The sequence below is a fragment of the Mycobacterium sp. NGS56 genome (assembly GCF_059812425.1).
Genome location: NZ_JCALCQ010000001.1, coordinates 471,482 through 483,774, shown reverse-complemented (window position 1 = coordinate 483,774; position 12,293 = coordinate 471,482). Strand labels below are relative to the sequence as shown.

Genomic DNA, 12,293 nt, shown 5'->3' with positions numbered 1-12,293 from the left:
TAAGCGACGTAGCTGCTCGGCGGCTCTTGTCCTGCCACCCACCCCATGATCTAGGTTTACAACTATGACTTCATATGACACGTTCCATGACGTCGGAGTACTGATCCTGCGGCTGGTGTTGGGCGTGACTTTGGCCGCGCATGGCTACAACAAGTTCTTCGGCGGCGGCCGCATCCCGGGCACCGCCCGCTGGTTCGAGAGCATCGGCATGAAGCCCGGCAAGTTCCACGCCACCGTGGCCGCGACCACCGAAATGGCCGCCGGCCTCGGCCTGGCCGCCGGCTTTCTGACCCCGATCCCGGCGGCGGGCTTCGTCTCGCTGATGCTGGTCGCGGCCTGGACGGTGCACCGCGCCAACGGCTTCTTCATCGTCAAGGAGGGCTGGGAATACAACCTGGTGCTGGCGGCCAGCGCCGTGGGCGTGGCTACCCTGGGCGCGGGCAAATTCAGCCTGGACTACCTGGTCTTCGGCAAGAACTGGATGGACGGCTGGCACGGACTTTTGATCTCGCTCGCGCTGGGCTTGGCCGGGGCCATCGGCCAGCTGGCGATCTTCTACCGGCCGCCGGCTAAGCAAGCCGGTTGATCTCACCGGCGGACGTCGATAGCCGTGGTGATGCGCTGCAGCTCAGAGCGCCTATATAAGGGGAGCCGTGCACGACGATGAGTTAAACTCACCGCCGTAGCTCTGTGCGGAGCAAAGGAGACAACCATGGTCCGCCTGCGTTCCCGACTGGCCCGCGCCGGCGGCGCTACCGCCTTGACCGGTCTGATCGCCACTGGGTTAGCCACGACGGCGGCGGCCGACCCCGCCAATAATCCGGCAGACGTGCAGACGCTGATGAACCACCTCTCGGGCGGCTATACCCCCGCCGACTGCCACCCCGCCGGCGCGCACTCCGCCGTGGCGGTGGCTGCGGTCAACTGCGACAACTACAGTCACGATCCCGGCGGCCCCTGGAACGCGGATCACCTGCTGTACGCCAACACCGACGATCTGAACGCCGACTTCCAGCGCAGCCTCGCGGAGGCCCCGCAGACTCCGGCGCAACCGTTCCCGGATGGCACGACGGGGCCCACCGAGTGGAACCGCGGCGGGCACAACGGGTCGGTGGTGTTCCTCGGCTCCGACCGAGATGACGGCGTGTATCTGGTCTGGACAGACATCCCCGCGCGGATGCTCGTGGTCGCCGAGCAGGGCATCGCCCCAGAGAGCACCCAAGCCGCCCTGTACGACTGGTGGCAGGCCGGGGGCGTTCGCTGATTCGAGTTCGCGGGATTGTGGAGGTGGTCGAATGGTCGGGGAGGAAACAGCTACTCGGGGTGCGCCACCGCGCCATAAAGCCGCGCTGCGGCTTTATACATTCAGCAGGGAAAAATTAGGATCGGGTGCCATGGCGAATCGAACGGGCAGAGCCGCAGTGTGCGTTGGTGCCGCCGTGCTTGCACTGGGACTCGGCGGTATCGGCGGTGCAGGTATTCCGCGTACCAATGCCGCCCCCGCGCCGATCGAGGTCGGCCCCGCGCCGATTGCGGCCCCGACGCCCGCATCGCCGGACGGCGTTTGCTGCAACGACGCCGTCCAACCCCAAGCAAGCGGTACGGACTGCATAATCGGCCTGAACTGTGGCCAAATTCGGCCTCGTCCTCGCCGGACGGCGCCGGTGCCCCTTCCTCCGCCTCCTCCGCAGCAATAATCGCGGTGGGCCCTGCCCGCGCTCCGCTTGACCGTGCGGGCTTTACGTCGCATCGTCGCAATCTTCGGCCAGCAACTTTTCGGGGTGATGAAACGTGTTCACCTGGGGCTGGCCGCGGTCGAGGTGCGGCGGCGGGATCCATTCGGTGTCGCCGTTGGCGCGTTTTCGGGTGGACCAGCCCTTCTCCGCCAGTGGGTGATGACCACCGCACGCGAACGTCAGTTCGTCGATGTCGGTGCTGGGTCGCGTGGCATAACTGGTGACGTGGTGGACTTCGCAGTAGTAGCCAGAGACGTCGCAACCCGGATGAGAACACCCACGGTCCTTGGCGTACAGGACAATTCGCTGTCCGGGCGAGGCCAGCCGCTTGGTGTGATACAGCGCCAGCGATTTGCCCTTGTCGAAGATCGCGAGATAGTGATGAGCGTGGCGGGCCAGCCGGATCACGTCCGACATCGGCAGCAGGGTGCCGCCCCCGGTGAGCCCCTTGCCGGTGGTGCGTTCGAGGTCCTCGAGTGTGGTGGTGACGATGATCGATGCCGGTAACCCGTTGTGCTGGCCCAGTTTTCCGCTAGCCAGCACCGCGCGCAGCGCGGCATTGAGGCTGTCGTGGTTGCGCTGGGCGGTGCTGCGGGTGTCGCGTTGCACCGCGTCTTCGGACGGGGCGCCGTCGACGACCGGTATGTCGTCGTCGGGGTTGCACATGCCGGGGGCGGCCAGTTTGGCCAGCACCGCCTCCCAACTGGCTCTGGCTTCGGGTGTCAGCCATCCGCTCAGACGTGACATGCCGTCGGCCTGCTGGTTGCCCAGCACCAGGCCGCGCATGCGCGCCCGGTCGGCATCGGTGTAGCTGCCGTCGGGGTTGAGGCAGTCCATCAGGCGGCGGGCCAGCTTGGCGAGCTGATCGGGCCGAAATTCGGTGGCCTTGGCGGCCAGCTGCTTTTCGGCGTGCTCACAGGTCTCGAGGTCGACGGACTCGGGCAGTTGGTGAAAAAACCGCCGGATCACCGCCACGTGGTCGGCGCCGATAGTCCCGTCGTGCTGGGCCGCCGCCGTGGCGGGCAGCACCGGAGCCAACGGCTCACCGGTAAGCGTACGGCGCGGGCCCAGATCGGCGGCCTCGGCGATGCGCCGTCCGGCCTCGGCCCGGGTGATGTGTAGCCGGTCGGCCAAGGCCCACGGCAACTTTCCGCCCAATTCGGTCGGATCAGCTTGCTCGCCAAGCTGATTGATGAGTTGGTGGCTTGGCGTCTGGAGCCTGCGGGTTACGCATTCGAGCTTCTCCAAGATTGCCAACCGTTCGGGGTTGGTCAGCGCCGCATAGGAATGCTCCTGAAAACGAGCAGCCGCAGCGCACAACGAGTCGGCGTCGACCTGAATCTGCTCGCGGTCGCTAATCGAATGCATGTGCGAATGCTAACCCAGGCCACCGACAATAATCCGACGTGCCGAAACCACTGAAACAAAAGTGGCACAGGTGATCTGGGCGCGTTGCCGCTCTGATTTGGCTACGCGACGGCCGCGGTCTCGGCCTCGGCCACCTCGGACGCGGCGCGCTCGCCGGAGCGAATCGCGCCGTCGATCCACCCGCACATCACCGCCGAGCTTTCGGTGCCTGCCCAATGGATGCGGCCGCAGGCCTCGCGCAGGGTATAGCCAAATTCCGTCAGCACGCCGGGAGGGGCGTGGCCGATCATTCCCCCGCCGGAATAGCGGTCGGTGGTCCAGTTCTGTTCGTGGAATTCCAGTGGCGCTTTGGCTTTGCTGCCGAATCGGTCGACGAGTTCGCCAATGATCACCGCTTTGCGCTCGGCTTCGTCGAGTTCTGTCAGCCGCCGTGCCGCGGGCCCCTCGGTGATGACGCACATGATTCCCGGGTCCTCGGTGTCCGTGCAGGCGTCGATGGTCAGGGTGGCCGGGGAGTTCGGCGCGGCGGATTGGCCGGATAGTCCGTCGGCGCGCCAGAAGGGCTCGTCGTAAATGATCGAGATCTTGACGACCGCGCCGCTCGGCATGCGCTGGTGCAGAAATGCTCGATCCACCGGCAGCATCGGTTCGTACACGATCGATGTGGCGATCGCCAGCGGGATCGCGACAATCGCTCGCCTCGCCCGCACCGTCAGATCGGCCGCGCTGACCGTCACACCGTCGGCGTCCTGGGCAATTTGGCGCACCGGCTGCGACAGGTGGAGGGTGTCGCCCAGCGCGGCCACCATCGGGCGGTGCAGCGCGCCCATCCCACCGACCGGGCGCGCGTCTTGGGAGCCACCCTTGCCCGAAATCGCGAAGGTGAGCCCGCCCGCGGAGGCCGTCTGCAGCAGCCCCCACAGCAACGACGTCTCCGACCCCGCCGAGGTGTAGAGGCCGGCGAAGGCCATGTCCAGCATCTCGGCGGCGTCCTTGGACATGGACTTCTTGTGGATCCATTCCCCAATGCTGATGCGGTCCCACTCCTGGGCCTTCCTCGCGTCCCAAGGGGCTTCGCGCGGAATCTCTTTGCACATCCTCTCGATGGCGGCCAAACCGAACCCAAGGTTGGCGACGGCCCACGGGCTAATCGTCCACGGGATGGTGCCGCCGTAGCGGTGCTTCTTGCCGCCGACGATCATCATGGCGTCGCCGTCGTTGTGCTGCTTATACTCCGGCACGCCGAATTCGTTCATCAGCGCATAAATTCGGTCCTGGCCCGGCCCGATCCAGGCGCCGCCGCGATCGATCCACGTACCGTCCGCCCGGGTCTCGGTGAAAGTGCGGCCACCGACGCGATCGCGCGCCTCCAGCAAGGCCACCGAATGCCCGGCCTGTTTGAGCCGCAACGCGGCCGTCAGCCCCGCGAATCCCGCTCCGACTACGCAGAAATCGACCTCAGACACGGCTGGCTCCTCAACCTCGTCCACCCCAGCAGCAAACTACACCGACCAGGTGCCCGCGGTGGCCGGTTAACACAGATTTCCGCAGGCGTTCGCGTGCGACCCCTTCATGCTGGCGCGTGCGCGGCGAGCGCCTGAAACGCCTTCGCGCACAGGCTGGCTCAGAAGGGTCGCCGGCGACCCCCTTAAGTGCACGCTGGCCCGCCCTCGACGGGATCGGCGCGAAAGCCGCAGGCCAAGATTTCTTCTCCGAGGTTGCGGTACGCGCCCCTAGAACACGTTCTAATGTGTCAAACCATGGGATTTCTGAAGCCCGAGCTGCCGCAGCTCGACATGGCCGAATGGAACAAGGGCACCCGTAGCGACAAGATCCGGCCGATGGCCAAGCACTGGGCAGAGGTCGGCTTCGGCACGCCGTTGGTGCTGCATCTGTTCTATGTCGCCAAGATCCTGCTCTACATCCTGGGCGCGTGGCTGTTCGCATCTGCCACCAACGGCCTCGGCGGATTCACCCGCGTCGCCTCGTGGTGGTCGGAGCCGATCGTGTTCGAGAAGGTCGTGCTCTACACCATGCTCTTCGAGGTGATCGGGCTGGGTTGTGGCTTCGGACCGTTGAACAACCGGTTCTTCCCACCGATGGGCTCGATTCTGTACTGGATGCGCTTCGGCACCATCCGGCTGCCACCGTGGCCGGATCGGATCCCACTCACCAAGGGCACCAAGCGCAAACCGGTCGACGTCGCGCTGTACGGGCTCTTTCTTCTACTGACGCTGGCAGCGCTGTTCGCCGACGGCACCGGACCGATACCCGAATTGGGCACCACGGTCGGGCTGCTGCCCGCGTGGAAGATCGTGCTGATCCTCATGCTGCTGGCGGTGGTTGGGCTGCGCGACAAGGTGATCTTCCTGGCCGCCCGCGGCGAGGTCTACGCGACCCTGGCGGTGACGTTCCTGTTCGCCGCGCCCGACATGATCGTCGGCTCAAAGGTGGTGTTCCTGGTGATCTGGATGGGCGCCGCGACGTCCAAGCTGAACAAACACTTTCCGTTCGTCATCTCCACGATGATGTCCAATAACCCGTTGGTGCGGCCCCGCTGGCTGAAACGGCGATTCTTCGAGAAGTTTCCGGATGATCTGCGGCCCGGACGGCTGTCGCGGTGGCTGGCGCACCTGAGCACCGCCATCGAGATGTTGGTGCCGTTGCCGCTGTTCTTCTGTCACGGCGGGTGGCCCCTCACAGTGGCGGCCGTCGCCATGGTCTGCTTCCACCTCGGAATCCTGGTCTCGATTCCGATGGGCGTGCCGCTGGAGTGGAACGTCTTCATGATCTTCGGTGTGTTGTCGTTGTTCGTCGCGCACAGCCACATCGGGCTGCGCGACCTGAGGCATCCGGTGGTGGTGGCGATCCTGTTTGTCGTCATCGCGGGAATCGTCGTATTGGGCAACATGTTTCCGCGCAAGATCTCGTTCCTACCGGCAATGCGTTATTACGCAGGCAATTGGGACACCACACTGTGGTGTATCAAGGGATCGGCCAACGACAAGATCAGCAGGGGTATCGTGGCGATCGCGAGTATGCCGCAGGCCCAGCTGGAGCGGTTCTACGGCAGCCCGGAGGCGGCCCAAATACCGATCTACATGGGATATGCGTTCCGCGGCTTCAACACTCACGGCCGGGCGCTGTTTACCCTGGCACACCGTGCCATGGCTGGCCAGAACGAGGACGACTTCGTCATCACCGACGGCGAGCGGATCTGCAGCACCGCCATCGGCTGGAACTTCGGCGACGGCCACATGCACAACGAGCAACTGATCACCGCTCTGCAGGAGCGTTGCCACTTCGAGCCCGGCGAGGTCCGAGTGGTTCTGCTCGACGCGCAACCAATTCACAAGCAGACCCAGACATACCGGTTGGTCGACGCGGCGACCGGTGAATTCGAGCACGGCGTCGTCCGGGTGGCCGACATGGTCGTGCGCCAACCGTGGGCCGATGACGTTCCGGTGCAAGTACTCTCGGAGTGAGGCCGGTTGCTCGCGCGCGTGATCACACGCCGGCTCGGACCTCCTGGGCGGCGGCAACCATGTTCTTCAGCGACGCAGTCACCTCGTCGGGGTTGCGGGTCTTCAGCCCGCAGTCGGGGTTGACCCATAGCCGTTCGGCGGGAACAGCCCGCAGCGCCGCGCGCAGCGACTCGGCCATCTCGCCCGTGCTCGGCACCCGCGGCGAGTGGATGTCGTAGACGCCCGGCCCGACACTGTTGGAGAAGCCGATTGAGTTCAGGTCGTCCAACACCTCCATGTGTGAGCGTGCCGCCTCGATGGATGTCACGTCGGCGTCCAGATCGGCGATGGCTCCGATGACCTCACCGAATTCCGAATAGCACAGGTGGGTGTGGATCTGGGTGGAGTCCGCGACTCCGGAGGTGGCCAATCGGAAAGACCCTACGGCCCAACGCAAGTAGTCCGCCTGATCGGCGCGACGCAGCGGTAGCAGCTCACGCAGCGCGGGCTCGTCGACCTGGATGACGGCAATGCCGGCATCCTGCAGATCCACCGTCTCGTCGCGGATCGCCAGCGCCACCTGGTTCGCGGTGTCGGCCAGTGGTTGATCGTCCCGGACGAACGACCACGCCAAAATCGTTACCGGTCCGGTCAGCATGCCCTTGACCGGCTTGTCGGTCAGCGACTGCGCATACTTCGCCCACTCCACCGTCATCGGGTGCCCGCGGATCACGTCGCCGAAGAGCACCGGCGGGCGCACGCACCGGCTGCCGTACGACTGCACCCAGCCGCTCTTGGTGGCGAAGAACCCGTCCAACTGCTCGGCGAAGTACTGCACCATGTCATTGCGCTCCGGTTCGCCGTGCACGAGCACGTCGATCCCGAGGCTCTCCTGCAACTTGATGACGTCGGCGATCTCCTGCTTCATCCGCCTCTGATACTCGGCCTCGTCGATCTCGCCGGCGACCAGTGCGGCGCGCGCCTTGCGGATCTCGACGGTCTGCGGGAACGACCCGATGGTGGTGGTCGGCAGCGGCGGCAGCTGAAGCCGCGCCTCCTGGCTGGCCCGGCGCTGGGCGGCGTCACCCCGGTGCGTACCCGACGCGACGATCGAGTCGATGCGGGCTCGCAGGCGGTCATCGTGCAGGCGCGGGTCATTCTTGCGGGACGCCACCGCGGCGTTGGACGCCGCGATCTCGTCGGCGACCGCGTCGCGGCCCTCATTCAGTGCGCGGGCGAGCGTCACGACCTCGGTGACCTTCTCCCGTCCGAACGCGAGCCAGCTGCGCAGCGCGTCATCGAGGCCGGTCTCGGGCTCCAGCGAGTACGGCACGTGCAGGGTCGAGCACGAGGTCGAGACCGCCACATGGGCCGCCGCGCCCGACAGGGTGGCCAGCTTGTCTAGCGCCGACTCCAGGTCCGTGCGCCAGATGTTGCGCCCGTCCACCACACCGGCTACCACGGTCTTGCCGGCCAATTCGGGCACCGCAAGAAAAGAAGTCACCGCCGGGTCCGGCCCGTAGACCAGATCGACACCGATCGCCTCGACGGGCGTGCGGGCCAGCGCGGCCAGGGAGGCGCCGGGGTCGCCGAAGTAGGTCGCGACGTAGATGGCGGGCCGCTTGCTCAGCTTCCCCAACGCGTTGTAGACCGCTTCGGCCAATGCCGGTGCGTCGGGGGAGATGTCGGTCACCAGCGCCGGCTCGTCGATCTGCACCCACTTCGCGCCGTTGTCGGCCAGCAGTGACAGCAGCTCGGAGTAGATCGGCACCAGTTCCTGCAGGCGTTCGATCGGCGGGCCGCCACCATTGACGGCCTTGCTCAGCAGTAGGAAGGTGATCGGCCCGATGACCACTGGGCGCGCTGGAATGCCAAGACCTCGAGCCTCTTTCAACTCCGAGAGCACCTTGTCCGGGTGCAGCGCGAATGTCGTTGCGGGCTCGATCTCGGGAACGATGTAGTGGTAGTTGGTATCGAACCACTTCGTCATCTCCAGGGGCGCGACGTCTTTGTTGCCGCGCGCCGCGGCGAAGTAGCGGTCCAGGTCGTCGGGAACCTGCGCGGCCCGGGCCGGCAGCGCGCCCAGCATGACCGCGGTATCGAGCACCTGGTCGTAGTAGGAGAAGGTGTTCACCGGGACCGAGTCCAGGCCGGCGTCGGCCAGGTCCTTCCAGGTATCGCGGCGCAGGGTCGCGGCAACCTTTTCCAGATCGGCACGGCTGGTGCGCCCGGCCCAGTAGCCCTCGGTGGCGCGCTTGAGTTCACGCTTGGGACCGATGCGTGGCGAGCCGACTACCGTTGCGGTGAATGCTTGAGGGGTCACGATATTCGTCCTTCAATCGACGTGGTGGTCACCGCCGGCGGACCTGCAGCCGATCCGACAGCGGTGCGTACCCAGGTACCAACCGCAACGGCTGCAGCCTAACGCCCATTCCACGAGGCGATGAGCCGCCGGACGCGGCGCGCCCGGCACAGCTGGCAGGTCTCCGGACTCGCAGGCGTGCACTCCGACGGTGCTCCTAGTGGCCGTCGCTTCCCAGTCGTGGTGACCAGTGCTTGCCAAAATTTCGGACGGCGGTCGTTCCTGCATACCGTTGCGGGACAGTCCCGGATTCCCACCGGGTTCCCTCTCGCGAGGCGTTACTAACGTTCGCCTCGCTCGATGCCCGCGCCGCGGTGGCGGCACAAGCAGACCAGCTGCAAGGGGCAGCTTAGTCAGTTCGCCAACGCCTCCGCGATCGGGATGTCGCCGTTGTTGAATTCAATGATTCGTCGGACGGTCGAATCGTCGGCCAGTGCGGCGGCCGCGACGAGCGCGACGTCGGCGCGCGAGACCTGCCCGTTCGCCTGGCCGACCGCGATCTTGCCGGTCGCCGGATCGAGGGTGAGCCGGCCCGGCCCCAACACCGTCCAATCCAGGCCGCTGGCGCGCAGGTGGGCATCGGCCGCGGCCTTGGCCTGTGCGTAGGCGAAGAACGGATCGTCCTGCGGTACACCATGATCCGGGCCTGCACCAAAGTAGGACACCATGACGAACCGCTTGACGCCCGCCTGTGCGGCGGCGTCGATCACCCGGATCGCGGCATCCCGGTCGACGGCATACGTCCGCTCCGGATTGCCACCGCCCGCCCCGGCTGAAAAGACGACCGCGTCGTGCCCGGCCACCAAATCCGCCAGGGCGTTCGTGTCGAGCCGCTCGATGTCGGAAACCACCGGCTTGGCGCCGGTGGCAGCGACATCATCGGACTGATCGGGATTGCGGAAGACCGAGCTCACGTGGTCGCCGCGCTGGGTCAGGTCGCGAGCCAGCAGCAGTGCGACCTTGCCATGCCCGCCGAAGATGATGACGCGTGCCATGTCTGAAGACGGTAGTGCCACCCGTCAGCGATGTCGCGACCCTCCCTCCGAAGCGGGAGGTGCCCCCTTCGCTCTGCTACGCCGCGCTCGCGATCGCCGTTAAAGCTTCACCCGCCCCATGATCAGGTCGATGATCGGCTTGCCGGGCGGGTACGCGCCGGTCAACGACGCCATCGTATGTCCGTAGTCGACCAGCAGCGTGATGCCGCTGATGCCGAAGGCCGCGGCGCTGTTGAGGAACGCCATCACATCACCCATCTGCTCCGGGGTGTGCACCTTCGATCCGGTCTCGTCGCGGTAGTCCTGGGCGAAGGTCAGCCACAGGTCGGCGTTGGCCTGGGCCAGCGGGGTGTCGGTGGGGCCCGGGCAGATCGCGTTGATCCGAATGCCCTTCTTCAGCAGGGGATAGCCCTGGGTCGCGACGTAGGCGTTGACGACCTTCTTGGAGAAGCCGTAGTGGATGATGCCCTCGGCTTCGTGCGCCTTGACCCATTCCTGGGCCGACGCAAAGTCCGGCGTGGCCAGGAACTCGTTCAGCAAGTCCAGGTCGTTCTCCCAGCCCATGCCGGCGACCGACGAGATGAAGCAGATCGCCGAGCCCGACGGAAGCTGATTGCGCTCCAGCAGGCGCTCGATGAGGTGCCGATGGCCGAGGAAGTTGATCGCCATCAGGTCGGTGGTCCCGTCGGCGATGCCGGCGGCGGAGAACACCGCGTGGATTGGGCCGTCCAGCTGGTCGATGGCGGCGTCGATCGACGCGGTGTCGCGCAGGTCGACCTGAATGGACTTGGCGACGTCGTAGCGCACCGGCGCGTAGTCCATCACGATGACTTCGGCACCAAGCTCGGCCGCTGACTTGGCCGCCGCGGCGCCCATGCCAGTCGCGCCACCGACGACGAGAGCGCGCTTGCCGTCGTAGCGCAACCGATCGACAATGGTCATGGAAATCCCCTTCTCGGATAATGCCAATGCGGTTCTAACTGCTCAACTGTATGGGTAACAGTTATTTGGTTCAATACCGGGTCTGGTCAAACGACGTCTACTTGCCGCGGACGGCGACGCCCCGCAGGACGGTGTCGCGAGCATGCACCAAACCCGCGCGGGTGCCGATGTCGTTGAGGATGTTCTCCGGGATCCACTGCAGGCCGACGACGCAGCGGGACAACATCGCGGTGGACGGCGCGTCGACACGTATCTCGCCTGACCGGATGCCCTCGGAAAGAAGCGTTTTCATCTGCCGCAGCCGCGTGGCGTACAGCCAGCCGGGGTTGGGCGTGTCCGGGGGTGATTGGCGCATCCAGGCCAGCTGGATCCTGAACTCGTCGGAAAACCGGTCGAGCGCATTGACGTTGACCCAGCTCAACGCATCGAGCTTTTCGATCGGGGTGGCATCCGAGCGCAAGACGCTGACCCAGCCCGCCTCGACCTTCCTGCCGAACGATTCCATGATCGATGCGAGGAGTTCGTCCTTGGATCCGATTACGCGATACACAGTTCCGGTGCCCAGACCGGCCGCCGAAGCGATGTCCCTGACGGTGGTGACTTCATACCCTCTGCGACCGAATTCGGCTCGTGCCACCGCCCGGACCAGAGCCGCCTTGTCGTTGGGGTCCGCATCGCTGTCGTCGGACCAGGTCGCGATGACGTCGCTGGCGGCGGTGAAGGCCTTCGACCGGTCCAGTGCGGAATCGGTTGGTGGCCGAGTTGCTAAGCCTTCCAGGATGATTCGGCACAACAGTCCGGCCACCTGGTCGGTGGCGGACTTATGGCGCATGACATCGAGCCCGACCTGCAGCATGGTTTGGCAGATCCGGTCGGCCAGCGTGGGAAGGTCGATTTCGGGTTTGATGTAACCGCTCCACCGAGCGGCGCGCAGCGTCTGCAGCATCGCCTCCTGAATAGCCACGGGCCGTTGCTGCGTCAGCTTGATCAGTTCCGGGTCCGTACTCGGCCCCTCGTAGAACGACATCTGCAACGCGGCGCGGTGTTCGACGGCACAGGTGGCGATCGCCGAGCCCAATTCGATGATCTGCTGGGCGACAGGGCGGGAGTCGGGTTCGTCCAATCTCGCCTGGGCGGTCCGTCCGATGCGCTCCAGGTCGTCCTGGTAGCGGCGGATCAATTCGACGAGGATCGCCTCTTTGGACTCGAAGTGGTGATACAGGCTGCCGGGAAGGATGCCTGCGGCATCGGCGATCTCTTGCAGCGACGTCCGCAATCCCGACGAGGCGATCAACGACGCGGCGGTGGCCAGGATCTCGGCGCGGCGCGTCGGAGAATCAGCTGTGCTGCTGGCCCGCAGTGGCTCGGCCTTCGCCATGGTTAGCGGTGTGCAAATCTGGACGACTGCGCGCCGGCCAACATTCGC

At 65.7% G+C, this 12,293-nt stretch carries 9 protein-coding genes and 1 riboswitch; of the genes, 3 read left to right on the top strand and 6 right to left on the bottom strand.

Annotated features, from left to right (window positions below):
- Positions 1 to 64: 64 nt before the first annotated feature.
- Both AC5Y4F_RS02220 and AC5Y4F_RS02215 read left to right on the top strand, forming a co-directional pair.
- Complete coding sequence (locus AC5Y4F_RS02220) at positions 65 to 586, top strand: DoxX family protein (RefSeq protein WP_067935120.1); 522 nt, start codon at positions 65 to 67, stop codon at positions 584 to 586.
- A 126-nt stretch (positions 587 to 712) separates the two neighbouring features.
- A complete protein-coding gene (locus tag AC5Y4F_RS02215) occupies positions 713 to 1,264 on the top strand; it encodes a hypothetical protein (protein WP_067935123.1) in 552 nt (183 codons plus the stop codon).
- A 475-nt stretch (positions 1,265 to 1,739) separates the two neighbouring features.
- Here AC5Y4F_RS02215 and AC5Y4F_RS02210 read toward each other — a convergent pair whose 3' ends face one another.
- Positions 1,740 to 3,104, bottom strand: coding sequence for an HNH endonuclease signature motif containing protein (locus AC5Y4F_RS02210; RefSeq protein WP_499994925.1), 1,365 nt, complete (start codon positions 3,102 to 3,104; stop codon positions 1,740 to 1,742).
- Between the two features lie 101 nt (positions 3,105 to 3,205).
- Positions 3,206 to 4,570 (bottom strand): flavin monoamine oxidase family protein, encoded by a 1,365-nt coding sequence (locus AC5Y4F_RS02205; RefSeq protein ID WP_499994924.1) that lies wholly within the window; start codon positions 4,568 to 4,570, stop codon positions 3,206 to 3,208.
- 294 nt (positions 4,571 to 4,864) lie between these two features.
- Between AC5Y4F_RS02205 and AC5Y4F_RS02200 the strand changes: the two genes are divergently transcribed.
- Positions 4,865 to 6,589, top strand: coding sequence for a DUF3556 domain-containing protein (locus AC5Y4F_RS02200; RefSeq protein ID WP_067935398.1), 1,725 nt, complete (start codon positions 4,865 to 4,867; stop codon positions 6,587 to 6,589).
- A gap of 22 nt (positions 6,590 to 6,611) precedes the next feature.
- On the opposite strand, the gene metE is transcribed toward AC5Y4F_RS02200, so the two are convergent.
- From metE to AC5Y4F_RS02180, 4 genes are all read right to left on the bottom strand, one after another.
- Positions 6,612 to 8,891, bottom strand: a complete 2,280-nt coding sequence (gene metE, locus AC5Y4F_RS02195) for a 5-methyltetrahydropteroyltriglutamate--homocysteine S-methyltransferase (RefSeq protein ID WP_499994921.1) — start codon at positions 8,889 to 8,891, stop codon at positions 6,612 to 6,614.
- A 155-nt stretch (positions 8,892 to 9,046) separates the two neighbouring features.
- Positions 9,047 to 9,227, bottom strand: a riboswitch (cobalamin riboswitch).
- 56 nt (positions 9,228 to 9,283) lie between these two features.
- Complete coding sequence (locus tag AC5Y4F_RS02190; protein WP_499994918.1) at positions 9,284 to 9,925, bottom strand: SDR family oxidoreductase; 642 nt, start codon at positions 9,923 to 9,925, stop codon at positions 9,284 to 9,286.
- A 99-nt stretch (positions 9,926 to 10,024) separates the two neighbouring features.
- Positions 10,025 to 10,867: an SDR family oxidoreductase gene (locus AC5Y4F_RS02185; RefSeq protein ID WP_067935145.1), complete on the bottom strand. Its 843-nt coding sequence runs from the start codon at positions 10,865 to 10,867 to the stop codon at positions 10,025 to 10,027.
- 97 nt (positions 10,868 to 10,964) lie between these two features.
- On the bottom strand, positions 10,965 to 12,245 hold the full coding sequence (locus AC5Y4F_RS02180; RefSeq protein ID WP_067935146.1) for a TetR/AcrR family transcriptional regulator: 1,281 nt from the start codon (positions 12,243 to 12,245) through the stop codon (positions 10,965 to 10,967).
- Between the last annotated feature and the right edge of the window lie 48 nt (positions 12,246 to 12,293).